Raw genomic sequence first — 25,698 nt, forward strand, 5'->3', positions numbered from 1 at the left:
GCACCGGGAGCCACCGCCATGGAATTCTTCGCCGTCCCGTACGACATCCACTTCGATGACACGATGGCCTACGGGAGCCATCACTTCCTCACCAACTTCAAGTTCCAGTGCGCCGGGCGGGAGCACCTGCTCTTCAGCCCGCACGCGTTCGAGGTGCCGGAGTTCCGCCGCGACTTCGATCAGGTGCTGCTGCTCACCTACGAGGGCTATTCGCGCAACCTCGCCCCGGCGAACCTGGGCGACCGGCTGGTGGTGCTGACGACCCTGGAGGAGCGGGGCGAGGTCTCCCTGCGCTTCTGCTTCCGGACCCTCAAGAGTGATGGCACGCCGGTGGCCTGCGGCTACCAGACCGTGCTCTGCGCCAGCAAGGCCCAGGGCACCCTGTGCTCCTTCCCGGAGTCCTTCCAGAAGAGCTTCGACTCGCTGGCGGGCATCCATGAACCGGACGGCCCGAAGAGCTTCCGCGACCGCGCGCTTCAAGGCGGGGGCGCGGTCAATTCACTGTTCCCGGAGGCCGTCCGTCAGCTGGCGAGGACCCTGCTGGCGGACACCGGGACGCGCGGCGTCTCGCGGCGGGTCACCCTTCCGACGGAGCCCCTGCCCGCGGCTTCGGAGCCAGCGAGCTTGCTGCAACTGCCCGCCGGGGCGACGGCGTTCCTGTTCGCGGGCCAGGGCACGTTCGAGCCGCCCCTCTTCCTGCGGTTGAAGGCGCTCCAGCCGGAGCTGCGGGAGGAGCTGGCGACCGTCTCCGAGGCGTGCCTGGCGCTGGGCATCGACGTGACGCCCCTGCTCTCCGCGGAGGACGTCGCCGCGGTGACACGGGCGCTGGAGCAGGCGCCGCTGTTGGATCAGCTCGGCATCTTCCTGTCGGGCGTGCTCGGCGCCCGGTGGATGCAGCACCAGGGCGTGCGGCCGGACGTGTTCGTGGGGCACAGCTTCGGGGAGATCGCGGCCATGACCGCCGCCGGGGCGCTGGACCTGCGCACGGGGGCGGAGGTGGTCTGCCGGCGCATCCTGGCGCTCCAGCAAGTCTCCGAGGAGCTGGGCACGCTCGCGGCGGTCACCCTGGCTGAACCGGAGACCGTCCGGGCCCTGGCGGAGTGCGGGGCCCGGAACCTGGAGGTCGCCGGCCGCAACCACTCGCGACAGACGGTGGTCGCGGGGCCTCGCGCGGAGCTGGAGCAGCTGCGCGCCTTCCTGGAGCGACAGGGCAAGGGGCTCACCTTCATCTCCAGCCGCTACCCCTTCCACCACCGGAGCCTCTCCCCCGCGGTCACCGCGTTCCGGGAAGGCCTCGCGGGGATGACGGTGCACCCGCCGCGCGGCCCCATCTACTCGCCCATCGAGCGGCGCGTGTATGCCGGCGCCCGGAGGGAGCTGGCCGGGGCGCTCGCGTCGCATCTGGTGCGTCCGTTCGACTTCCTCGGCACGGTGGAGACGCTGGTGGAAGCGGGCTGCACCCGCTTCGTGGACTGCGGGACGGGCGGGCGGCTGTCGCGCATCGTCCAGAAGATCGTCCCTTCGGACACGAAGGTGGAGCTGACGTCGGTGGATGGCCTGCTCCCAGCCCAGGCCGAAGCGCCCGCGGTCACGCGGGAGGCGGGCCCTGACGTGGAGCCTGTCATCGCGGTGGTGGCGCTCGGCTGCATGCTTCCGGGTGGCGCGAAGGATCCGGAGGCCTACTGGAAGAACATCCAGCAGGGCATCAGCGGCATCGTCGATACAGGCGTGCACCACCCCGACCAGGTGGTGGACTTCGTGGGCCCGGCCGTCACGCCGGATCGCACGTACACATTACTCACGGGGCGCGTGCACGACGCCGACCTCGTGCCGCCTCCCGGGATGGATCCGGTGCGCTTCCAGCACTACGGCCGGGAGCAGAAGCTGCTGGCCATCGCGCTCACGCAGGCGATGGGAGTCCTGCGCTCCACCGCGCCGCGCGCGCCTGGACGCATCCAGTGTCTGTTGGGCTCCACCGCGGACGGCTCGCCCGAGTACGACGATGCGCTGTGCCTGGAGGCGGGAGAGGCCCTGCTCCGCGAACGGGGCGAGAAGGCCTCGGAGCTTGACCTGCTGGCGCGGTCGCTGCGGACGGTCCTCGGCGTCGGAGCGCGGTCTACGGAGCTGGCGCCGCACCCCACCCTCCAGGCAGTGGTGACGGACGTGGTGGGACCTGGCGTGTCCACGATGCTGCTCGACGCGGCCTGCGCCTCTTCGCTCTACGCCATCGCGCTGGGGATGAAGGCGCTGGAGCGGAGGGAGGCCGACCTGGTGCTCGCGGGCGGAGTGTTCTCTCCGGGCCCGGGCAACAGCTGCCTGTTCTCCCAGTTCAAGGGGCTCTCCGCCACGGGGAGCCGTCCGTTCGACGAGCGCGCGGATGGCGTCATCTTCGGCGAGGGCGCGGGCGTGGTGGGGCTGATGCGCCTGGAGGAAGCGGTCGCGGCCGGACTGCCGGTCTACGCGGTCATCCGTGGCGCGGGGCTCTCCAGCGACGGCCGCAGCAGCTCCGCGAACGTCCCGCGCGCGGACGGGCAGGTGGCCGCGATGGAGGCGTGCTACGCGGCGGCCCGGGTCGATCCCGGTTCAATCCAATACATCGAGGCGCACGGGACGGCCACGCCGGCCGGGGACACCACCGAGCTGCAATCGATTGGCCGGGTCTTCGGCGGCAAGCGCGCCGACTTCCAGCTCGCCAGCGTCAAGGCATTGATTGGCCATGTGGGGTGGGCCGCGGGCGCCGCCTCGGTCATCAAGCTGTGCAAGGCGCTGGAGCACCGGCGCTTCCCGCCGCAATCCCACTTCGACCGTCCCGGCGCCGGATTGCGCGCGTTGGGGTCGGGCTTCGTGGTGAGCACGCGGGAGCAGCCGTGGCCGGAGAACGGGGACCATCCCCGCAGGGCGGCCACGAACGGCTTCGGCTTCGGCGGCACCAACGCGCACCTGCTTTTGGAGGAGTACCGGGGTGGGCCGCTCGCGGCTCGCGCCAGGGTCGCGCCCTCCGCTGGGGATGGACTCGTCGTGGTGTCCGCGGAGGGCTTGTTTCCGGATGCACGCGGGACCCCGGTGGCGGGAGTGCCGGACGCACCGGGCGCGCGCTTCGACATGCGGGCCCTCCGCCTGCCGACGTCCGTGCGGCTGCTGCCGGACATCACCGAGGACATGGACTTCACGCAGCACCTGGGGCTCATCGTCGCGAGCAGCGTCGTCCAGAAGCTCGGGGCGTTCGACACGCTGCGCACGGGGACCGCGATTGTCCTGGGGTTGGAGGGGAAGACGCGCCGGGGTGTGGAGGCCACCTGCCGCGTGCTGGCCGCGTCCACGCGGCGACGGCTGCGCGAGCACGTCCGCCACGCACCGGAGTCCGCTCCGGTCCTCGCACTGTCGGACCGCCTGCATGAAGCGGTGATGGGCACGCTGCGTCCCTCGGGGCCGTACACCCTCCAGGGGATGATGCCCAACGTCACGCCGGGACGGGTGGCGGGAGCGCTCGACACCAAGGGGCCCAACTTCGTGGTGGACGCGGGAGCCAGCTCGCTGGCCGCGTCGCTGCGCGCCTCACAAGCCTTGCTGGCGAGTGGGTTCGACCTGGTGCTCGTGGGCAGTCCCCACGTGCGTCGTCCCGGAGAGGGGCCGGCCGCGTCCACGCCCGAAGAGGGCATGACGATGCTGGCCATCACCACGGTCGCGAAGGCGGAACAGCGGGGCCTGAAGCCCCTGTGTCACCTGCGGATGTCCGCCGGTGAGGGGACTGGGCCGCACGTCACGCTTCCGCCCCACTCGGCGGCGGAGTCCCTGGAAGTCCTCCGGGCGATTCGGGCCGCCTCCGAAGGCCGCGCCACCACGCTGCGCTTCCATCCGGATGCAGCGACCGGCATCCGGATGGAGCTTCAGCTCCGTCCCGGGAATGGCGTCCAGCCCACCGAGGTGCCCTCCGCAGCGTCCATCACGGAGACGTCCGAAGGCTTCGACCACTCGGCGCCCATCCGCTACCACGCGCCGGTGCTCGTCGAGCGTCCGGCCCCGACGCAAAGGCAGTCACGCCTGAACGGCCGGCGCTTGCTGTTCATCGCTCAGGACGAAGCCCTGGCCCGCGAGCTTGTGCCCCACGCTCGGGCGTTGTGCGGCTCCGATTACCGCATCCTGCTCGCGGGCGCTTCCGACGCCGGGGAGCGGATCCACGGCATCGACCTCTCGCGAGAGGAGACCGCGGAGGCCGGCTTCGATGCGCTCGGCTTCGAGCCGCAAGTCATCCTCGCGGTCTGCCGGATGGAGTCCAACGCGGGCGAGTCCTCGGTGGTCGCCGACACGGCCTTGCGCCATGAGGCCCTGGAACTGCTCTTCCTCGCCGCGCGGCGTGCCTATGCCGGACTGACCTCTGGAGCGGTGGAGCTGGCCAGCCTGTGCATCGGAGGTGTCGGCCCGCGCCGGACCCTGCATCCGGTGACGGGACTCTTCGCCGGCATGCTCAAGTCACTGGGGCGCGAGGTTCCCGCGCGGAGCATCCGCGCCCTCTCCACCAGCCCGCTCCCGCTCCCAGCCGCGCTCGACCGCGTGGGTTCGGAGCTGGGCGGGGAGGACGACAGCGCTCCCGTCGAGGTCTGCTTCGACGGCCCCCTGCGCTGCGTCCGACTGCTACAGCCCACGGAGGTCCCGTCACAGCCGGCGACCGGACTCGACTCCGGTTCGGTGGTCCTGCTCACGGGCGGCGGACGCGGCGTCACCGCGGTCCTCGCCGGGGCGCTGCTCAAGCGGTACGGCTGCAAGGTCGTGCTCGTCGGGCGGAGCGACCCCTCCGAAGCCCCCAAGCGCGTGCTCCAGGCACGCGACGAGGAGCTGGGGAACGTGGAGCGGGAGTTCTACGCCTCCGAGCTGGCCCGCGACCGCACCCAGCGGATGCCCGCGCTGCGCGGACGCTTCGAGCGGTACCTCGCCGTGCGGGAGCTGCGGACCACGCTCGACGGGCTCACCCGGCTTCCGGGCCAGATGCTCTACCGGGTCGCGGACGTCACCCGGCCCGAGGAGGTGGACCGGGTCGTGGAGGAGCTCGTCCGCGAGCACGGGAGGCTGGACCTGGTGGTCCACGGCGCCGGGACGCAGGTGTCCAAGAAGCTGAACCGCCGGCGCCTCTCGGAGCTCCGGAGCACGCTGGACACCAAGCTGCTGGGCCTGCGCAACCTCCGCGAGTCCTGCGCGAGCCGGCTCAAGCGCCCCGTGCCCTTCCATGTCCTGACGTCGGCCTTCAGCTTCATCGGCAACGACGGCCAGGCGGACTACGGCGCGGCCAATGAGGCGTTGGACCGGCTCTGCGCCTGGGTCAGTGACGCGAGCCAGGAGGTCCGCTGGTGCAGCGTGGGCTGGCTGGCCTGGGACGGCATCGGCATGACGCGCGGCTCGGAGTACCGGGTGCTCGGGGCCAGCCGCAAGCTGCGCGGCATCCGCGCCGACGAGGGTGAGGAGCTCTTCCTGCAACTGGTGGACGGCCGCCCGTGCCAGCCCATCAACGTGCAGCTCACCGAGAGCGAGCGTGGTTTCTACAACCTGGAGGTCCTCGCCACGCGAGCGCCGCCTCCGGAGCCGCCCCGACCCACGCGGCGGGACATCGTGGTCGACGCGGCGAGCGTCCCCTGCCTCGAGGACCACCTCGTCCGTGGCACCCCCACCCTGCCGGGCGCATGGGCCCTGGACCTGATGCTCCAGGCGGCGCTGGGAGATGCCCGGCCGGAGCTGCGCACCGTCACCATCGAGGATGCCCGGTTCTCCCGCTTCATCCGCGTGAAGCCGGGGAGCCGCCAGTCGCTGCGCGCCGAGTGCACCCCGCTCGGGGACGCCCCCGGACGCCACAGCGTCCAGGTCCGGCTGACCGGCGACATCACCCATGCCTCCGGCGTGGTGCTCGAACGCGACCTCGTCTACGCCGAGGCCCGCTTCACGCTGACGGCGGAGCCTCCCCGGGCCCCGCCCCAGCTCGACGCGGCCATGGCGTCAGGCCACGGCCTCGCCGTGCACGACCCGCACTGCGCCACCGGCTCCCCGATTGAATTGCGCAAGATGTTCGACTGCCTGGAGGAGATCCGGCTGGAGCGGACCGCCCGCTTCGCGCGGCTGGGCCTGCCGGAAGCCCCCTGGGAGGCGGGAAGCAGCGTGCCCGCGCTCGTGCTGGACGCGGCCCTGCGGCTGAGCGCGATGCACGTCGCGGGAGTCTCCGGCGACGTGTTCGCGCCCATCCAGGTCCAGCGGACCACGTTCGACCGGGACCTGGTGGCGGCGGGAAGTGGCGGCACCTCCCGCCACCTCTCCCTGAAGGCGCTCGCCCCGCGCCTAGAGGGGGACGTCCTCCAGTGCGGAACTGCGGCGGCGCACGACGACGCGGGACGCCTGCGCATGCTCGTCGAAGGCGGTATCGCCCGTCCCATGGCCTGAAGCCCCCCACCTTCCTGGAGGACCCCATGAACGACTCCCCTTCCCCCGTGGTTGCCTTCCCCGCGGATGACCCCAAGCGGCTTCGCTCAGAGCTGCGCCGGGTGCTGCCGCCCGAAGCCTTCGAGCGGCAGCCCCTGCGCGGCATCATCGCGCTCGGCCTCGTGCCCGTGATGGCGGCCCTCATCTACGCCCTCGGGACGCAGCCCCTGCCGGTCTGGGCCTGCCTCCTCATCGCGCTCGTGCTCGGACAGCTCATCACCGCCGTGGGCCTCGCCGCGCACGAAGCGCTCCACCACTCGGTGTTCCACAGCCGGGCGATGGAGAACCTCATCGGCTGGGTCGGCTTCGCTCCCTTCCTCGTCACCCCGGGCAACTGGCGGGCCTGGCACGTCCAGGCGCACCACAGCGCCGCCAACGTCCTCGTCCGCGACCCGGACGTCCTGCCCCGGCGGACGGACTGGCACACCCAGGTGTTCGCGAAGCTGTTCCACGCCATCTCGCCGGGGTCGGGCTCCTGGCTCAGCTTCATCAGCTTCAGCGTCTTCTTCACCGCCCAGGGGCAGGCCTTCCTCTGGCACCACTGCCGGCTGCCCGCGTTCCAGCACGTGCACTTCCACCGCATGCGGGAGCGGGTGCTCACGCTGCTCGTCGCGGCCGGCTGGGGCGCGCTGGGCTGGGTGCTGGGGCCCCGGGCCGCGTTCTACGCACTCGTGCTCCCGCTCTTCATCGGCAACATCTCGCTGATGATCTACATCGCCACCAACCACTGGCTGCTGCCGGCGTCGGAGGAGACGGACAACCCCTTCGTGAACACCGCCAGCGTGGAGACGCACCCGCTGCTGAACTGGCTGCACTTCAACTTCAGCTACCACCAGGAGCACCACATCTTCCCGGCGCAGAGCCCCAGGTACGCCCCGCTCCTGCGCAAGCACCTGCGGGAGTTGAACCCCCGGGCCTCCATCGTCTTCCCGCACGGGCACGCGCTGCGCATGCTCTTCCGGCGCCCGGCGCTCTACTCGGCGGATGGACAGACCCTGATGGGCCGGGACGGCACCCCGGTGATGACCACCCGCGAATTGCGCCAGCAATTGGAAGCCCCCGCGCCGTGAGCCTTCGCTGAAAAGACACAGGGCCCGGAACCTCGCGATTCCGGGCCCTGCGGACTCAACTCAAGACGGAGCTACCGGCCCGGCCAGTTCAACGCGCCCCGGCTCGTCACCGTGCCGGCGGGCACGCCGAGCACCTGGGCCACGTCCGCGGGCAGCGGCTTGCCGCTGTTGTACGCCACGCTGGAGGGGCGCACGACGTAGTTGCGCAGCGCCTGGTTCACGAAGAACGGGTCACCGCCCGACGCCAGGTCGTGGCCGTGCGTCTCCCAGCCACGGTCGACGCGGACCGCGGCCAGCGACGTGTAGTTCACGCCGCCCGTGTCCACCCAGTTCACCAGCGACTTCCCGCTGCCGCCGGAGCGGTAGTAGCTGTTGTAGTCCAGCCCGGAGAAGAAGACGTTGGGGCCGGTGTTGGTGAAGTTGCTGTCGGAGCGCGAGGCCTTGAGGGTCGTGATGTTCCCGCCCGACATGATGTTGTTCGACACGTCCACGTTCGCCGTGTCCGGCCCGATGTCGGAGCCGCGCCGGTCCTGCTCGTTGCGCGCGTCGTCGTAGATCCAGATGCTGATGGCCGCGTTGTCCACCAGGGTGTTGTTGTAGATCTTCGTGTTGGCGGAGCACGTCTGGATGCCGGCGTACGTGTTGTCATAGATGAGGTTGGACGCGATGATGCCGGTGTCGGACACCTCGTAGAAGATGCCAATCTTGTTGTTGCGAGAGATGTTGCCGACCATCACGCCGCCGCGGCAGTCCTCGTCACACCAGAAGCCCGCGCCGTTCAGGTTGTATTCAAAGACGTTGTTGCGCACCGTGAAGCCATTCATGTGCGCGATCTTCACGCCCGCCTGCGCGCAGGAGCGTGAGCAGTTGGTGCCGAAGCGCTCCGTGTTGTTGGCGTTGACGATGTTCTCCTCCAGCAGCAGCCCGTCCGGGACGACCGGGTTGGAGTTGGTGGAGCCGTTCGAGCCAATGGCAGTGAAGCCGTTGCTGGCGAAGACGGACCGGCGCACCACGCCGCCCTGGGGCTTCAGGCTGAGCGAACCCGCGGCCATCTGCGTGAAGACGCAGTTCTCCACGAACCCGTTCGTCGCGCCGATGTAGACGGCCGCGCTCGTGGTGCCGCTGTACTCGTTCGTCGCGTAGCGCCGGAAGCCCAGCCCCTTCAGCGAGTAGCCGGTGCCGCCCAGGACGAGCGCGATGGGCCGCGCGGCCACCTCCACGGTGTGGCCCGTGGGGTTGGTGGCGATGTAGATGCGGCGGTTGGTCCAGTCGTAGAAGAAGTTGCCCGGCGTGGCCTCCGCGAGCGTCTTCACCTCGTGCACGTACGTCCCGTCGATGAAGACCATCTGCGGGTCGCCCGCGGCGGGGTTCGCCGGGTCGCCGTACATATCGAAGTGGGCGCACGGCCCCGTGTTCGTCGTCGGCTGGGCGTCGTACTTGTACGTGTAGTAGCCGCCGTTGCAGAAGGACGGCGTGCTCCAGTCCATGGACCAGTGGCCAGCACCGTCGGCCGTCCAGGCGGAGGCCGGCTTCAGGTCCGTGCCATCGAACCAGGGCTGCTCGTGCGGATACGCCTGGAGCGTCATCGGCCTGGTCGCGACCTTGTAGTTGCCCGCGCCGTTGTTGTACCAGTCGCGGTAGGTGCCGCCGCGCACCACGATGGTCCCGCCCGACGGAACCAGCGCGATGGCGCGGTTGAGCGTGGCCACCGGGGCCGCCTGCGTCCCCGCGTTGCTGTCATTGCCGTTCGTCGCCAGGAAGATGGCGCCCGCCGGAATCGCGTAGTCGGTGTCAGGGATGGTCTTTCCCGTGTTGTCCAGGCCGGTGAGGCCGGGGTTGCCCGGCTGCTGCGCCGGGGCGGGGAAGAGCTGGTCCACGGGGATGATCTGCTTGGGCTGGCTCGCGGACGCCCAGGACAGCTTCGCGACGGAGCCGCCGGCGCTGTCGTAGTACTCCAATTGGATGTCGTACTTCTGGTTGGCCGTCAGCGCGATGGTGCCGCTGTTCTCCGTGGAGGCGTGGTCGGTCCAGTTGTTCACGAGCTGCTGGCCGTTGACCCACAGGCGCACGCCGTCGTCGCTCTGGGTGAAGAACGTATAGGTCTGCGAGTACAGCGGCATCACCTGGCCGGTCCACCGCACGCTGAAGCCATCCGCCGGAATCCCTGACACGGGCGCGTTCGTGCCCCAGTCGAAGTTCACCGTCGGGTCCGTGCGCTCCACGGTGAGGGCCTGGAAGTTCGCGCCGGTGAAGTACTGGCCCAGCAGGCCCGTGCCGCCGCTGGAGTCGGGCAGCGCGTAGGTCACCGTCAGCTTCGGGCGGTTGGCCAGGGTGGCGGACTCCGACGAGTCCAGCTCCAGCCCATCCAGGTTGGTGTTGGCATCCAGCGCGAAGCCGTTGTTGGTGACAGCGTTCTGCACCCAGCCCTGCACGGCCGCGACGCCCGCCGCGTTGAGGTCCACCCCGTAGCTGCCCGTCGCGCCCGGGATGAGCGTGGCGAAGGACGTGGCGCCCCGGTCCGAAGCGCCGCTGGCGCCGGCCGTGGCCCAGGCGGTGGTGCTGGTCGCGTTCGTCCAGGTGGCCTGCGCCTCGTTCCAGGGCCGGCCCGCGCCGTAGACGAAGTAGCCCTCGCCCGTCGTCGAGTTCTTCACGAAGACGGTCAGCCGGACGGACTGCACCGTCGCGTTGGCGGGGATGGCGCCCAGGTCGAAGCGCAGGAGGCCGTTGCCCACCTGGCCGGAGCTGGTGGGGTAGTCCCGGTCCAGGCGGATCGTCGCGTCCGCGCCCAGGTTGGTGCCGGGGGTGCTCTCCAGGAGCGTCGCGTCCGACGCGCCGGTGTACGCCGCCGAGGGCGACACCTGATCCTGGAAGGACACCGTGACGGGGGTGCCGAGCGCGAACGCCTCGGTGTCAGGTGACTCGGAAGGGGACGGTGCTTCGCCGCAGGCCACGGACAGCAGCACGGGCAGCAGGACCCGCGCGCGGCGCCAGTCCATTCGGGGGGAGGGAGCGTTCATCAGGGATGTTCTTCCATTCAGAAGGGAGGGGCAGGTCATGAACGACCCGGCACTCTCATAAAACAGGACATTCTCGTTAAACCCGGTGATTTGTTGCGGACCCACGAGTTCGACGACGCACCCGGTCATCCTCGTCCGGGGGGCCACTGGACGCGGGTCGTAGCGGCTTGACGCCTGGAGACCCGGCGCATGTCAGGCGGCCGACCAGCCGGTGCCCGGGTGTGTGAGCGGTGACTCCCCGCACGGAGGGCCCTCCCCCCACCTTGCCGCAACGGAAGTTCGGAGGATCCAGATGACGATGGAGTCAGCGTCCGGTGTGCGGTTCGCGGAGAACCGCTCCCAGAAGGAGTCGCTCCACGAGGCGAAGGTGGAGCGGATCGCACGCCAGCTGCGGACGCGGACGGGCACGCGCCCCGTGTCCTTCCGCAAGAAGTCCCCGCCGCATCAGGTGCCCAAGCGCAACGACAAGCGACGGACCGACGAGAAGATCGACCTGGGGGACCTGGATCAGATCCTCGAGATCGATCCGGTGGGGATGACCTGCACCGCCGAGCCCGCGGTCACCTTCGACGAGGTGGTGCAGGCGACGCTGCGCCATGGGCTGGCGCCCATCATCGTCCCCGAGCACAAGACCATCACGCTCGGCGGTGCCGTGGCGGGGTGCTCCATCGAGTCCATGTCGTTCCGCCACGGAGGCTTCCACGATACGTGCCTGGAGTACGAGATCATCACCGCGAAGGGCGAGGTGCTGCACTGCTCGCCCCAGCACCACCCGCTGGTGTTCCAGATGATCCACGGCTCGTTCGGGACGCTGGGCGTCCTCTCCAAGCTGCGCTTCAAGCTCGTCCGCGTCGCGCCGTACGTGCACGTGACGTATGAGACCTACGCCACGCTGGAGGCGTTCCAGCAGGGCATCTGGCGCCACTTCAACGCCCAGGACGTGGACTACCTGGACGGGCAGATCTTCTCCCCGACGAAGCACGTGCTGTGCGTGGGCCGCTTCGTGGAGCGCGCCCCGGCGGTGAGCCGGTACGATTGGCTCAAGGCCTACTGCGAGAGCATCCCGCGCCTGTCCGAGGACTCCCTCACGACCTACGACTACCTCTTCCGCTACAACCGGGGCGTCACCCACGTCAAACCCAAGAGCTTCATTGGCCGGGCGCTGTTCGGGAAGCTGGTGCACTCGGACAGCGTGCTGAGGGCCGCGAACCGCTTCCACCGCTTCCTGCCGGAGAAGAACCCCAACGTCATCGTGGATGTGTTCGTGCCCTTCTCGCGCACGGCCGAGTTCATGGACTGGTACCACCGCGAGATGCACTTCTACCCGGTGTGGTGCGTGCCCTTCCGTCGGATGCGGGACTACGAGTGGCTGACGCCGCGGTGGTGGGGCGGCGTGCATGATCCGCTGTTCCTCGACCTGGCCGTCTACGGCCTCCCGCAGCCGGAGGGCCGCAACCTCTACAAGGAGTTCGAGGACGAGCTGCAACGGGTCAACGGAACGAAGACGCTCATCTCATACAACTACTACGACGAAGAGACCTTCTGGAGCCTCTGGAACAAGGAGACCTATCAGGCCGTGAAGCAGCGTACGGACCCGGACAACCTCTTCCGGGACCTCTACACGAAGACGTGTCGGGCGGCGCTCGGGCTGTAGGCCGCCAGGGCCTTGGGCGCGCTCTCACGCACCCGCTGCACGGTGGACTCCCAGAGCAACCGGCGGGCTTCGGCATCTTCGTCGAAGTCGCCCTGGCGGATCCTTGCAGCGAACTCACGGTTCAGCTCCGCCAGCGTCCCTTCGCGCTGGAGCAGGGCCGCCAACGCCTGCTGTTCCTTCTGCTGCGGGCCTTCGCCCTGGCGCAGCTGGCGCTCGGCGATGCCCATGGCATTGGCCACCATCAACGCCGCATAGGCCTTGTCCCCGGGCAGCAGGGGCAACAGCTCCTTGCGCAGCACCTCGCGGGCAATCGCCAGCAGCGCGGCGCCGTCGGGACACTCACGCATGCCGGCCCCCGGTCATGCGGAGGACTTCCAGCTCCAGCTCCGGCACGACATGCGCCGTCAGCGCCAGCTCCAGGGACGGCTCCTGTCCGGAGACATGCCGCTCGCCCTGCTGCACGGCGATCACCGCCCACCGCACATGGGCGAGCACCTCCCAATAGAACACGGCGTCACGCTCGGGACGCCGGCCACTCACGCGCTCGTAGCCCCGGAACAGCGCCTCGCGGGAGCCCATGCCCCCCGCTTCCTCGTCGAACTGGCCGAAGCGCCAGCAGCGCGCGCAGAACCAGCCCAGGTCCTCCAGCGGATCCGACCAGGCCGCGAACTCCCAATCCAACACGGCCGTGAGGCCCGTCTCATCCACCATGTAGTTCCCCGTCCGGAAATCGCGATGCGTGAGCACCAGCTCCGGGGTGGCCGGCGCGTGCTGCTCCAGCCAGCGCAGGCCCCACTCCAGCGCCGGGAACGCCGTGTGATGGCCGTCCAGGAACTCACGCGAGTCCTTCACGCCCTGGAGCGCGGGAGACAGCGTCGGAGTCCGGAGGAAGGAGAGGCCTTCCACCGGCGGTCGGACGGCGTGCAGCCGCGCCAGCTCCTCCCCCAGGCGCTCCACCAGCACCTCCCGGTCACCGCCCAGGCCCGGCTCCTTCACGAGGCGATGACCGGAGGCCGTCCCCTTCGCCTTCCGCATCACGAAGAAGTCACGGCCGAATACGGAGGTGTCTCCGAGCCACAGGGGCTCCGGCACCGTCACGCCGGCCCGGAAGGCCACCTGCAACAGGGCGAACTCCTGCGCACGACTGTGTGACACGGCGACGCCCGACGGCGCATCCGAGCGCAGCACGCACTCCAGCACGCCCTCATGCAGGCCTCCTGTCACGGTGGCGGACAGCGCCCAGTTCTCCTGGATGGCGCCCCCGGAGAGCAGGCGCGCCTCGTGGATCCGCACCGCGTTGGCGCCGGCTCTCGCGGCCAGGAACTGCTCCAGCGCGTGCCGCTGATCATCCCTCATGAGGACACGCCCCACTTGAAGAACTCCGGGCCTTCGGACAGGTACGCGCGCGACAGCACCATCTTGTGGATCTCGCTCGCGCCGTCGACCAGACGCGCCTGGCGGGCGTAGCGGTAGATCCACTCGACGAGGGTGTCCTTGGAGTAGCCGCGGGCCCCCATCAACTGGATGGCCGTGTCCGCGGCTTTGTGCAGGGTGTCCGCCACGTGCATCTTCGCGATGGAGATGTCGGCGCGAGCGAAGTCACCCTGGTCCAGCTTCCAGGCGGCGCTCATCGTGAGCAACCGGCCGATGTGAACATCCTTCGCGACGTCGCCCAGCATCCACTGCACGCCCTCATGCCGCGCCAGGGTCTCCCCGAAGCTCATGCGCCGCGTGACATAGCCGCCCGCTTCCTCCAGGCAGCGTTTGGCGAGCCCCAGCCAGCGCATGCAGTGCGTGAGGCGGGCGGTGCCAAGGCGGATCTGCGTGACCTTGAGCCCATCACCCACGCCCAGCAGGCGGTGCTCGTCCGGAATGCGCAGCCCCTCGAAGACGAGCTCGCAATGACCGCCATGCTCTTCCGGGCCCATGATGGGAATGCGCCGCTCGATGCGCCAGCCGGGCTGACTGGCATCGAAGAGGAAGGCGGTGAGCCCCTTGCGCTCATCCTCGGACGTGCGGGCAATCAGGATGAAGTGCTGCGCCCCCTGCGCGCCGGTGATGAACCACTTGCGGCCGGTGATGACCCATTCGTCACCCTGCCTCTCCGCCCGCGTATAGGTCAGCGAGGGGTCGGAGCCGCAGCCGTCGGGCTCCGTCATCGCGAAGGCCGAGCGCACGCGGCCGTCGATGATGGGCTGAAGCCAACGCTCCTTCAGCGCCTCCGTCGCGAGCACCTTCTCCAGGACGATCATGTTGCCGTCGTCCGGAGGCGCGGCGTTGAACATCACCGGACCGAAGGGCGAACGGGCGGCTTCTTCATAGCAGGCCGCCATGCCCACCACGCCCAGGCCCTGCCCTCCTCGCGCCTTCGGCATCTGGAAGGCCCAGAGCCCTTCGGCGCGGGCCCGGGCACGCACCCGGGCCACCACGTCTTCACGGAGGTTCTCGTGCGCGTCGAAGACGTCTGGCTGGGTTTCCAGCGGCAGCACGTGCTGCTCCACGAAGGCTCGCACCCGCAGCCGGTGGTCTTCGATTTCGGGAGACAGGGAGAAATCCATCAGGGACTCCAGGAGGACTACAGGGTGGAGCAGAGGTGGCCGCCATCCACTTCCAGCACACTGCCGCTCATGTAGCTGCCGGCCTCTGATGCCAGCAGCAGCAGCGGTCCCTCCAGCTCTCGCAGGAGGCCGAGCCGGCGGAAGGGAATGCGCGCCATCATCTTCTGACCAGCGCCGCTTTCGAAGAACCCGCGGTTGAGATCGGTTTCGATGTAGCCCGGCGCAAGCGCGTTCACGCGGATCCGGTGACGCGCCAGCTCCAGCGCCATGGCCTTGGTGAGGTGGATCAACCCGGCCTTGGAAGCGCAGTAGGGCGACACCGAACCGCTCACGCGCAGCCCCAGGATGGAGGCGATGTTGATGATGCTGCCGGGCGTGCCTGCCTCCACCAGCCGACGCGCCACGGCCCGGGCCACCAGATAGGCGCCCTTGAGGTTGGTGTCGATCACGGCATCCCACTCGGGCTCCTCCACCTGGAGGAAGAAGTGCTCGCCGGACACCCCCGCGTTGTTCACCAGCACGTCCAGGACTCCGCCCGCCAGCCTTTCAGCCTCGGCCACGCCTGCCTGCACGGACTCGGAGCGGGTCACATCCAGCGACACCGCATGGGCCCGCGCCCCTGACGCCCGCAGCTGTTCGACTTCAGCGGCCAGCTTGTTGGCACCGCGCGCCGCCAATACGACCTCGGCGCCCGCTCGCGCCAGCACCCCGGCGAAGTGCAGCCCCAACCCACTGGAGGCGCCGGTGATCAGGGCGCGACGGCCCTCGAGACTGAAGGAAGATGGAGTCATGGATGACGCAAACGGTCGAAAGCCAAACGGCATTTCCAAAGACACTTACTGTTGACGCTGTGCCAACAAGCTACCATCATGCCGCTGACAGGAGCAAAGAGGCCCCCGCCATGAGCTACGAGCACATCCGGTTTTCAGTCGCGGACCGGGTCGCCACCCTGGAGTTGCACCGCCCCGAGGCGCGCAACGGCTTCACCGTGAAGATGGCGGATGAGCTCGCGGACGCGCTCTCCGCCGCGGATGCGGACGAAGGCGTGCGCGTGGTCATCCTCACCGGCGCGGGGAAGGACTTCTGCGTGGGCGCGGACCTGAGCGGCAGCTCGCTCGAGGTGACGCAGACGCAGGCTCCCGAGGGCGACTGGGTCGAACCCGCGACGCGGGTGACGCGCCAGATGTTCGCGCTGCGCAAACCCATCATCGCCGCCATCCAGGGGGCCGCGGTGGGCGTCGGCTCCACGATGATCCTCCCCGCGGACTTCCGCCTGGCCGCGAAGACCAGCCGCTTCGGCTTCGTCTTCAGCCGACGGGGCATCTATCCGGAAGCGGGCTCCAGCTGGTTCCTGCCGCGCATCGTCGGGATGGGCCGCGCGCTGGATTGGATGGTGAGCGGCCGGCTCATCCCCGCGGAGGAGGCGCTCGGGGCAGGGCTGGTCCGGTCCCTCCACGAACCGGAAGCGCTGCTCGATGCCGCGCATGCGCTCGCCCGCGAGCTGGTGGAGACCACCGCGCCCGTCTCCGTGGCCGTCATCCGCCAGGCCCTCTACCGGATGAGCGCCCTGCCCTCACCCGAGCCCGCCTTCGAGCTCGACAGCCAGCTCATCGCCAGCCTGGGAGAGAGCGCGGATGCGCTAGAAGGCGTGATGGCCTTCATGCAGAAGCGACCCGCGAAGTTCTCCCGGACGGTGACGCAGGACCTGCCCGCCTTCCTCCCCTGGAGGGAGCACCCATGAGCCCGGCCGCCTCGCCCCGCTGGAAGCGGCTCGAACCCGACGCGCGCAGGGAGCAGATCCTCGAATGCGCCACGCGGCTGTTCGGTGAGCGCCCCTACGCGGAGGTCTCCACCACGGACATCGCCCGGGAGGCAGGCGTCGCCCGGGGGCTGCTCAACCACTACTTCGGGCAGAAGCGGGACCTCTATCTGAAGGTCGTGAAGAGGATGCTGCTCATGCCCGGCCTGGAGGAGAGCGTGACCATGACGGGAACCCTGCGGGAGCGGGTGGAGCGCAGCGTCGAGTGGTACCTCGATACCGTGGCGACCCACGGAAAGACCTACGTGGCCGTCACCGGCATGGGAGGCATTGGCTCCGACCCGGAGCTGGAGCGCATCATCTCCGAGGCGGACGACGTCGCCGCCGCGAAGACGCTCGAGTTCCTGGGGCTCAAGGTCGAGGTCGGGAACGACGCGCGCCACCGGGCGATGATGCGCTCCTACGGCGGGCTGGTGAAGGCCTCCATCCGTGAGTGGATCCGCGGCGGGACGCTCTCCCGCGAGGACACCCAGCTGCTCCTGAGCGAAGCGCTGATCGTCATCGTGCGCGACGTCTTCTCCCAGCTGGCGAAGCAGGACGGCCCCGCGCGCGGTGACACCCGGGCGCCGAAGACGGGGCCCAAGCGGTGACGGAAAGACTGGCACCCCAGGGTCCGCTCGCGGGCCGCACGCTGCTGATGTCCGGCGGAAGCCGCGGCATCGGGCTGGCCATCGGGGTCGCGGCGGGACGGCTGGGCGCCAACGTCGCGCTCCTGGCGAAGACAGACACCCCGGATCCCCGGCTGCCCGGGACGGTGCACACGGCCGCCGCGGAGATCGAAGCCGCGGGGGGCCAGGCGCTCGCCGTGGTGGGGGACGTGCGCGACGAGGCGGACGTGCAGCGCGCCGTGGACGCGACCGTGGCGCGCTTTGGCGGCATCGACTTCTGCGTCAACAACGCGAGCGCCCTGGCTCCGCTCAAGACGGAGGAGCTGTCCGTCAAGCGGTTCGACCTGATGCAGCAGATCCAGCTGCGCGGGACGTTCCTCCTGACGCGCGCGGCGCTCCCGCACCTGCGCCGCTCCCCCCACCCGCACATCCTCTCGCTGTCGCCGCCCATCAACCTCGCGCCACAGTGGATGGGATTGCATCCGGCGTACACGCTCGCCAAGTACGGCATGACGCTGCTCACGCTCGGCTGGGCCGCGGAGTTCGCGGAGGCTGGCATTGGCGCGAACGCGCTCTGGCCCCGGACGCTCATCGCCACCGCCGCCGTGAGGAACCTGCTCGGCGGTGACACGTCGATGCAGCGGGCCCGCGCGCCGGAGATCATGGCCGACGCGGCCGTGGCGCTCCTCCAGCGCCCGCCGCGGACATGCACCGGACAGACCTTCATCGACGAAGACGTCCTCCGCGCCGAAGGCGTCACCGACTTCAGCCGCTATGGCGGCGGCCCCGACGTCGTGCTCGACCTCTACGTCGACCCCTGACGGGGGGAGCGCCACAGCACGTTTTGCCCAACGCATCGGAGGAGGTGCCCATGGATCCGTCGCGCGCAGACCTGGAGGCGCAGTGCCAATCCCTGGCGGACAAGCTCACGCTGCCGCTCCTCCTCAAACGCAACGCCGAGGAATACGCGGACGCCCCCGCCCTCACCATCGGAGACAGGACGCTCACCTGGGCGCAGCTGCGTGAGAGGACCGCCGCGCTCACCCGGGGCCTGGACGCGCTGGGGCTGAAGAAGGGCGAGCGGATGATGATCATGATGTCCGCCCGGCCGGAGCATTGGATTGTCGACCACGCCGCGGTCCACCTGTCCGCCATTCCCTGTACCGCGTACCAGACCCTGAGCACCGAACAGGTGGGCTACGTCGCGCGGCACAGCGGGGCCACGGTGGTGGTGCTGGAGGGCCGGGACGAGGTCGCGCGGTGGTGGCCGGTGCTCGAAACGCTGGGGGCGCTCCAGCGCATCATCGTCCTGGACCCTTCCGCCCTCCCCGCCGGGGACGCGCGCTTCGTCTCCTACGCGGAGGTCGAGTCCCGGGGACAGGCGTTGCACCAGGCGGCGCCGCGCGTGTTCGAGGACGGCTGGAAGGACATCCGGCCCGAGGACCCGATCGCGATGATGTACACGTCGGGCACCACCGGCGACCCCAAGGGCGTGGTGCTGAGCCACCGCAACGCCTTCTACGAGGCCATCGCCGTGGACGCCTCCATCCCAGTCCCGATGCGGGTGCCGTCCATCGCCTATCTCCCGCTCGCGCATGTCGCGGAGCGCGAGCTCGGGCTGTACCGCGCGCTCTACAAGGCGCTGCACGTCCACATCTGCGCGGATCCCGCGGACCTGATGCCGCTCCTGGCCCGGGCACGCGTGCCCGCGTTCTTCGGCGTGCCGCGCTTCTGGGAGAAGCTCGCGGGCGGCTTGAGGGCGAAGGTGGGTGCGCTCGATGCCTCACGGCGCGAGCCCCTGCTCGCGGCCCATGCGCTGGCCCTGGAGGCCTTCCGGCTCCAGGGCTCCGGACGGGCCGTGCCTCCGGAGCTCCTGCAGCAGGTCGCGGAGGCGGAGGCCCGCGTCCTCGCCCCCCTGCGCAAGACGCTGGGCCTGGACGCGCTCGAATGGGCCAGCAGCGGTTCGGCGCCCATCCCGGTGGAGATCCTCGAGTACCTCGGGGGCTTCGGCATCCAGGTGCTGGAGGTCTGGGGCATGAGCGAGACCACCGGCTGCGCGACCATCAACACGCCCGCGGACTTCCGGCTGGGCGCCGTGGGCCGGCCCATCCCCGGGCTGGAGCTGCGGCTGGCACGGGACGGTGAAATCTTCGTCCGTGGCCCCGTGGTGTTCTCGGGGTACCTCGCCGCGGACGGGCAGGTCGTCAGCGGGGTGGACGGGGACGGGTGGCTCGCCACCGGCGACATCGGCACGCTCGACGCGGACGGGTTCCTCACCATCACCGACCGCAAGAAGGAGCTGCTCATCACCTCAAGCGGGAAGAACATCGCGCCCTCCCGGCTCGAAGGCATGCTGCGCGCGCACCCCCTCGTGGGACAGGCGCTCGCGATTGGCGACGGCCACCCCTACGTGACGGCGCTCGTCTCGCTCGACCCGGAGGTCGCGCCGCTGTGGGCCCGGGCCCAGGGCCTCGCGTCGGAGTCGCTCGCCGACCTCGCGCGGGATGCCCGGGTCCGCGCCGAGCTCGATGCGCTCGTCGCCACGGCCAACGCCCGGCTGTCCCGCGCGGAGCAGATCAAGCACTTCGCGGTGGTGCCCGAGGCGTGGTCCCCCGCGACGGGCGAGCTCACGGTCACCCTCAAGCTCAAGCGCCGCGTGCTCCTCGCGCAGTACGCCGAGCGCATCGCCGCGCTCTACGCGAACACCTGACGCCCCCACCCACCGGATCCACGAGAGCCCCATGCATGCGAGAACCCCGGAGCAGGCCGCCTTCGCTTCCGCCATCGACGCGTTCTGCCGCGCCAGGACGGGGACGCGCGCGCAGCGAGACGCCCTGACGAACCACGGCGCCGAGGCCCACAGCCCCGCGCTCTACGCCCAGATGGCGGAGCTGGGCTGGCTCGGCGTGGGGCTGCCCCTGGAGTACGGCGGGTCCGGCGGTGGCATGTCCGACATCTGCCTCTTCGCGGAGCGGACCGCCTACGGACTCGCCCCCGTGGGCGGCTACATCACCACGGCGGTCGCCGCGGGCCCGTACGCGAAGTTCGGCACCGAGGCGCAGCGAGCGACCATCCTGGGAGGCATTGCCCGGGGCCGCGTGGAGGCCATCTCCATCTCCGAACCCGGGGCGGGCTCCGACGTCGCCGCCCTCACCTGCCGGGCCACGCGCACCGCCGGGGGCTTCCTCGTCAACGGACAGAAGACGTGGTGCTCGAACGCGCACCTCGCGGACCACATCCTGCTCGTGGCCCGCACCCAGGCCATGAGCACACGGCACGAGGGGCTCACCCTGTTCTGCGTCCCCGCGGGCACGCCGGGGATGGAGATCCGCGGCATCCCCACGATGGGCGGCAAGGAGGTCAACGACGTCTTCTTCACCGACTGCTTCCTGCCGGAGGACGCTGTCGTGGGCACGGTGGACCGCGCCTGGCCCCAGTTGATGGCGGGGCTCAACAGCGAGCGGCTCATCCTCGCCGCGGCCATGCTCGGCCGTGGGCGGCGCGCGTTCGATGACGCCGTCGCCTACGTGAAGGAGCGCAAGCAGTTTGGCCGGCCCGTCGGCTCCTTCCAGGCGCTCAAGCACCGCATCGCGGACCTCGCCACCGAACTGGATTGCTGTGAGCTGCTCGTCTACCGCGTGGCCGCCATGGCGGACGAGGCCCCCGAGCGGACCCTCCCCCGCGAGGCCTCGATGGCGAAGCTGAAGACGACGGAGACCGCCAAGCGCGTGGCCCTGGAGGGCATGCAGATGATGGGCGGCTACGGCTACGCGACCGAATACGACATGGAGTCGCACCTGCGCGCCACGGTCATCTCCACCGTCTACGGCGGCACGAGCGAGATCCAGCGCGACATCATTGGCAAGACATTCGGACTCTAGGAGACAGACATGACGACACGTCCCCGGTGGAGCTCGGACGAGCTCGAACAGGTGCGCGGGCTGGCGGCCAGCTACTTCACCAAGGAGGTCCTCCCCAACGTGCCCAAGCACGTGGCGCAGGGGTATCCGGACAAGGCGCTCTACCGGCGCGCCGGAGAGCTGGGCCTGTTGTGCATGTCCATCCCGGAGGCCTACGGCGGCGGCGGCGGCACGTTCGCGCACGAGGCAGTCCTCACCGAGGAGCAGATCCGCGCGGGCGACCCCTCCATGGGCTTCGCGGTGCACAGCACCATCGTCGCGCACTACCTCCTCGCCTATGCGTCCGAGGCCCAGAAGCAGAAGTGGCTGCCCCGGCTCGCGAGCGGCGAGTGGGTGGGCGCCATCGCCATGACCGAACCGGGGACGGGTTCGGACCTCCAGGCCATCACCACCCGCGCGGTGCGTGAGGGTGACTTCTACCGCGTGAGCGGCTCGAAGACGTTCATCTCCAACGGCCACGTCTGCGACTTCATCATCCTCGTGGTGCGGACGGGGGACGTGAAGGGCCACGCGGGCATCTCACTGCTGTGCGCCGAGGTCTCCGACACGACGCCCGGCTTCCAGCGCGGCCGCATCCTCGACAAGCTGGGGGGCAAGGGCCAGGACACCACCGAGCTCTTCTTCGACGACCTGAAGGTCCCGGCGGTCAACCTGCTCGGCGGCGAGGAGGGCCGGGGCTTCGTGCAGCTGATGCAGCAGCTTCCGCCGGAGCGGCTCATCACGGCGATCATCGGGATGGCGAGCCTGGAGCGCGCGGTGGAGGTGACGGTCGCGTACACGAAGCAGCGTCACGCCTTCGGCAAGCCGCTGTTCGCCTTGCAGAACACGCGCTTCGAGCTGGCGGAGTGCGCGACCCTGGGGCGGGTGTGTCGCACCTTCGTCGACGACTGCATCGTGTCCCACCTTGAAGGCAGGCTCGACGTGACGACGGCGGCCATGGCGAAGTACTGGGTGACGGACCAGGCGTGCATCGTCGTGGACCGTTGCCTGCAGCTGTTTGGAGGGTACGGTTACATGAAGGAGTACCCTATCGCCCACCTGTTCGCGGACACCCGCGTCCTGCGCATCTTCGCCGGCGCGAACGAGGTCATGAAAGAGCTCGTCGCCCGTTCCCTGTAGACCCATCACCTGCATCTCCAAGGAGGCTCCGAGTGAGCCAGGAAGCATTCATCTTCGACGCCGTTCGTACCCCTCGCGGCAAGGGCAAGAAGGGCGCGCTGCACGGCACCAAGCCGGTGTCGCTGCTCGTCGGCCTCGTGGAGGCGCTCAAGCAGCGCAACCCGAACCTGGACCCCCAGCGCATCGACGACGTGGTGCTGGGCGTCGTGTCCCCCGTGGGGGACCAGGGCGCGGACATCGCCCGGACGCTGGTGCTCGCGGCGGGCCTCGCGGAGACCACCGGCGGCGTGCAGCTCAACCGCTTCTGCGCCTCCGGCCTCACGGCCGTGAACCTGGCCGCGCAGCAGGTGCGCTCGGGCTGGGAGCACCTGGTCATCGCGGGCGGCGTGGAGAGCATGTCGCGCGTCCCCATGGGCTCGGACGGCGGCGCCTGGGCGTTGGACCCGGCCACCAACTACGACACCTACTTCGTGCCGCAGGGCATCTCCGCGGACCTCATCGCGACGATGGAGGGCTTCACCCGCGAGGACGTGGACCGCTACGCCGCGCGGTCGCAGGCGCTCGCGGCGAAGGCGTGGGCGGAGGGCTACTTCAAGAAGTCCGTCGTCCCGGTGGTGGACCAGAACGGCCTCACCGTGCTCGACCGCGATGAGCACATGCGCCCGGACTCCACCGTGGCGTCGCTCGGTCAGCTCAACGCGTCCTTCACCGCCATGGGCGAGGCCGGCGGCTTCGACGCGGTGGCGCTGCAGAAGTACCACTTCGTGGAGAAGATCCACCACGTGCACACCCCGGGGAACTCCTCCGGCATCGTCGACGGCGCGGCGCTCGTCCTGGTGGGTTCGGAGAAGGTCGGCAAGGCGCTGGGCCTCACGCCGCGGGCGCGCATCGCCGCCATCGCCACGTCCGGCTCGGACCCCACCATCATGCTCACGGGCCCCATCCCGGCCACCCAGAAGCTGCTGAGCATCGCCGGCCTCAGCGTGAAGGACATCGACCTCTTCGAGCTCAACGAGGCCTTCGCCTCCGTGGTGCTCAAGTACCAGAAGGACCTGGGCATCCCGGACGAGAAGCTCAACGTCAACGGCGGCTCCATCGCCATGGGCCACCCGCTGGGCGCCACCGGCGCCATGATTCTTGGAACCGTGGTGGACGAGCTGGAGCGGCGCCAGGCGCGCCGCGCGGTCGTCACCCTGTGCGTCGGCGGTGGGATGGGCGTTGCCACCCTCGTCGAGCGCGTCTGAACCCCACCCCCTTTCGACACCCTTCGAGCAAATCCTCATGAGCGAACAGAACACCCTGCGCTGGGAAAAAGACGCCGACGGCATCGTGGTCTTGACCATGGATGACCCGGGCCAGTCCGCGAACACGATGAACGCCGCCTATGTGAAGTCCATGCGCGCGGCGGTGGACCGGCTGGTCCAGGAGAAGGCGAGCATCACCGGCGTCGTCATCACCTCCGCGAAGAAGACATTCTTCGCGGGCGGCGACCTGAACGACCTGCGCCGCGTGAAGAAGGAGGACGCGAAGAACGTCTTCGAGCTGGGCGAGGAGATCAAGGCGCAGCTGCGCACGCTGGAGACGCTGGGCAAGCCCGTGGTCGCTGCCATCAACGGCGCGGCGATGGGCGGCGGGCTGGAGATCGCGCTCGCGTGTCACCGGCGCATCCTCGCGGACGTCAAGGGCGCCCAGATTGGCCTGCCGGAGGTGACGCTCGGGCTCTTGCCCGGTGGCGGCGGCGTGGTGCGCACGGTGCGCATGCTGGGCATCACGGACGCGCTGATGAAGGTCCTGCTCCAGGGCCAGCGCTACCGCCCGCAGGAGGCGAAGGAGCTGGGCCTCGTGCACGAGGTGGTGGAGTCGGTGGACGCGCTCCTGCCCGCGGCCAAGGCGTGGGTGAAGGCGAACCCGAGCTCGCAGCAGCCGTGGGACGCGAAGGGCTACAAGATTCCGGGCGGCACCCCGTCCTCCCCTTCCTTCGCGGCGAACCTGCCCGCGTTCCCGGCCAACCTGCGCAAGCAGTTGAAGGGCGCGAACATGCCGGCCCCCCGCGCCATCATGGCGGTGGCCGTGGAGAGCACGCAGGTGGACGTGGACACCGCGTTCACCATCGAGTCGCGCTACTTCACGGAGCTGGCCACCGGCCAGGTCGCGAAGAACATGATGCAGGCGTTCTTCTTCGACATGCAGCACATCAACTCCGGTGGCGGCCGGCCCAAGGGCTTCCCGCAGCACACGGCGAAGAAGGTCGGCGTGCTCGGCGCCGGGATGATGGGCGCGGGCATCGCCTACGTGTGCGCCAAGGCCGGCATCGACGTGGTGCTCAAGGACGTGAGCCTCGCCTCCGCGGAGAAGGGCAAGCAGTACTCGGTGAAGCTCGTGGAGAAGGCCGTCCAGAAGGGCTCCACCACGAAGGAGAAGGGCGACGCGCTGCTCGCGCGCATCACCCCCACCGCGGACCCCGCCGCGCTCGCGGGCTGCGACCTGGTCATCGAGGCTGTGTTCGAGGACGTGAAGCTCAAGCACAAGGTGTTCCAGGAGGTGCAGGGCGTGGTGGCCCCGGACGCGGTGCTCGGGTCCAACACCTCCACCCTGCCCATCTCCCTGCTCGCCGAAGGGGTGACGCGGCCGCCCGACTTCGTCGGGATGCACTTCTTCTCCCCCGTGGACAAGATGCCGCTGCTGGAGCTCATCGCGGGCAAGCAGACCAGTGACGCGACGCTCGCGAAGGCCATCGACATCGCGGTGCAGATTGGCAAGACGCCCATCGTCGTCAATGACAGCCGGGGCTTCTTCACCAGCCGCGTGATTGGCACGTTCCTCAACGAGGCCATCGCCATGGTGGGCGAAGGCATTGCGCCCGCGTCCATCGAGCAGGCCGGGCTCCAGGCGGGCTACCCCGCCGCCCCGCTCCAGCTGGTGGACGAATTGACGCTGACGCTGCCCCGGAAGATCCGCCTGGAGACCCAGGCCGCCGTGGAGGCGTCGGGCCAGAAGTGGGAGGTGCACGGCAGCTACGCGGTGATGGACGCGATGATCGACCAGCACCAGCGCAAGGGCCGCTCCACCGGCGGCGGCTTCTACGACTACGCGGATGGCAAGCGCACGGGCCTGTGGCCGGGGCTCACCCAGCACTACACGAAGCCCGGCCACACCATCCCCTTCGAGGACATGAAGGAGCGGATGCTGTTCGCGGAGGCCATCGACACGGTGCGGTGCTTCGACGAAGGCGTGCTGCGCTCCGTCGCGGACGCGAACGTGGGCTCCATCCTCGGCATCGGCTTCCCGCCGTGGACGGGCGGCGTCGTGCAGTACATCAACGGCTACGAAGGGCCCACCGGCACGGGGCCGCGCGGCTTCGTGCTCCGCGCGCGCCAGCTGGCGGAGCGCTACGGGAAGCACTTCCTGCCGCCCGCGTCGCTCGTCGCGAAGGCCGAAAAAGGCGAACTCCTGCAGTAACCACCTCCCTCGGAA

Annotated in this window: 16 protein-coding genes; 11 read left to right on the top strand and 5 right to left on the bottom strand. The window is 69.7% G+C overall.

The window, feature by feature from the left end; genetic code table 11:
* Window positions 1-18: 18 nt before the first annotated feature.
* Entirely contained in the window at window positions 19-6,420 is a 6,402-nt protein-coding gene (locus D7V97_RS02685; RefSeq protein WP_120608999.1) for a type I polyketide synthase, read from the top strand.
* Window positions 6,421-6,446: 26 nt separating this feature from the next.
* Complete coding sequence (locus D7V97_RS02690; RefSeq protein WP_120609000.1) at window positions 6,447-7,529, top strand: fatty acid desaturase; 1,083 nt, start codon at window positions 6,447-6,449, stop codon at window positions 7,527-7,529.
* Between the two features lie 71 nt (window positions 7,530-7,600).
* Here the strand turns inward: D7V97_RS02690 and D7V97_RS02695 are convergent, their stop codons facing one another.
* A complete protein-coding gene (locus D7V97_RS02695; protein ID WP_158623253.1) occupies window positions 7,601-10,546 on the bottom strand; it encodes a PA14 domain-containing protein in 2,946 nt (981 codons plus the stop codon).
* Window positions 10,547-10,838: 292 nt separating this feature from the next.
* Between D7V97_RS02695 and D7V97_RS02700 the strand changes: the two genes are divergently transcribed.
* On the top strand, window positions 10,839-12,200 hold the full coding sequence (locus D7V97_RS02700; protein WP_120609002.1) for an FAD-binding oxidoreductase: 1,362 nt from the start codon (window positions 10,839-10,841) through the stop codon (window positions 12,198-12,200).
* Here D7V97_RS02700 and D7V97_RS02705 read toward each other — a convergent pair.
* From D7V97_RS02705 to D7V97_RS02720, 4 genes are read right to left on the bottom strand one after another with little or no spacing between them, the layout of a single operon-like run.
* Window positions 12,164-12,547, bottom strand: a complete 384-nt coding sequence (locus tag D7V97_RS02705) for a DUF6285 domain-containing protein (RefSeq protein WP_120609003.1) — start codon at window positions 12,545-12,547, stop codon at window positions 12,164-12,166. The genes D7V97_RS02700 and D7V97_RS02705 overlap by 37 nt on opposite strands.
* Window positions 12,540-13,571 (bottom strand): phosphotransferase family protein, encoded by a 1,032-nt coding sequence (locus D7V97_RS02710; RefSeq protein WP_233582475.1) that lies wholly within the window; start codon window positions 13,569-13,571, stop codon window positions 12,540-12,542. Before D7V97_RS02710 ends, D7V97_RS02705 begins: the two co-directional genes overlap by 8 nt.
* Window positions 13,553-14,758 (bottom strand): acyl-CoA dehydrogenase family protein, encoded by a 1,206-nt coding sequence (locus D7V97_RS02715; RefSeq protein ID WP_120609005.1) that lies wholly within the window; start codon window positions 14,756-14,758, stop codon window positions 13,553-13,555. Before D7V97_RS02715 ends, D7V97_RS02710 begins: the two co-directional genes overlap by 19 nt.
* Window positions 14,759-14,775: 17 nt before the next feature.
* A complete protein-coding gene (locus tag D7V97_RS02720; RefSeq protein WP_120609006.1) occupies window positions 14,776-15,549 on the bottom strand; it encodes an SDR family NAD(P)-dependent oxidoreductase in 774 nt (257 codons plus the stop codon).
* 110 nt (window positions 15,550-15,659) lie between these two features.
* On the opposite strand from D7V97_RS02720, the gene D7V97_RS02725 reads away from it, so the two are divergent.
* From D7V97_RS02725 to D7V97_RS02760, 8 genes are read left to right on the top strand one after another with little or no spacing between them, the layout of a single operon-like run.
* Entirely contained in the window at window positions 15,660-16,499 is an 840-nt protein-coding gene (locus D7V97_RS02725; protein WP_120609007.1) for an enoyl-CoA hydratase-related protein, read from the top strand.
* Window positions 16,496-17,167, top strand: coding sequence for a TetR/AcrR family transcriptional regulator (locus D7V97_RS02730; RefSeq protein WP_120609008.1), 672 nt, complete (start codon window positions 16,496-16,498; stop codon window positions 17,165-17,167). The genes D7V97_RS02725 and D7V97_RS02730 overlap by 4 nt, the downstream gene beginning before the upstream one ends.
* A gap of 8 nt (window positions 17,168-17,175) precedes the next feature.
* Window positions 17,176-18,006: an NAD(P)-dependent oxidoreductase gene (locus D7V97_RS02735; RefSeq protein ID WP_120609031.1), complete on the top strand. Its 831-nt coding sequence runs from the start codon at window positions 17,176-17,178 to the stop codon at window positions 18,004-18,006.
* A 50-nt stretch (window positions 18,007-18,056) separates the two neighbouring features.
* Window positions 18,057-19,895 (top strand): long-chain fatty acid--CoA ligase, encoded by a 1,839-nt coding sequence (locus D7V97_RS02740; protein WP_120609009.1) that lies wholly within the window; start codon window positions 18,057-18,059, stop codon window positions 19,893-19,895.
* A gap of 31 nt (window positions 19,896-19,926) precedes the next feature.
* The gene (locus D7V97_RS46590) at window positions 19,927-21,066 is read left to right on the top strand and encodes an acyl-CoA dehydrogenase family protein (protein ID WP_120609010.1); all 1,140 of its coding nucleotides are present in this window, start codon (window positions 19,927-19,929) and stop codon (window positions 21,064-21,066) included.
* 9 nt (window positions 21,067-21,075) lie between these two features.
* On the top strand, window positions 21,076-22,224 hold the full coding sequence (locus D7V97_RS02750) for an acyl-CoA dehydrogenase family protein (RefSeq protein ID WP_120609011.1): 1,149 nt from the start codon (window positions 21,076-21,078) through the stop codon (window positions 22,222-22,224).
* A gap of 32 nt (window positions 22,225-22,256) precedes the next feature.
* Window positions 22,257-23,468, top strand: coding sequence for an acetyl-CoA C-acetyltransferase (locus D7V97_RS02755; protein ID WP_120609012.1), 1,212 nt, complete (start codon window positions 22,257-22,259; stop codon window positions 23,466-23,468).
* Between the two features lie 37 nt (window positions 23,469-23,505).
* On the top strand, window positions 23,506-25,683 hold the full coding sequence (locus D7V97_RS02760; RefSeq protein ID WP_120609013.1) for a 3-hydroxyacyl-CoA dehydrogenase NAD-binding domain-containing protein: 2,178 nt from the start codon (window positions 23,506-23,508) through the stop codon (window positions 25,681-25,683).
* Window positions 25,684-25,698: the final 15 nt, after the last annotated feature.

Source organism: Corallococcus sp. CA053C (genome assembly GCF_003611675.1).
Classification (GTDB): Bacteria; Myxococcota; Myxococcia; order Myxococcales; family Myxococcaceae; genus Corallococcus.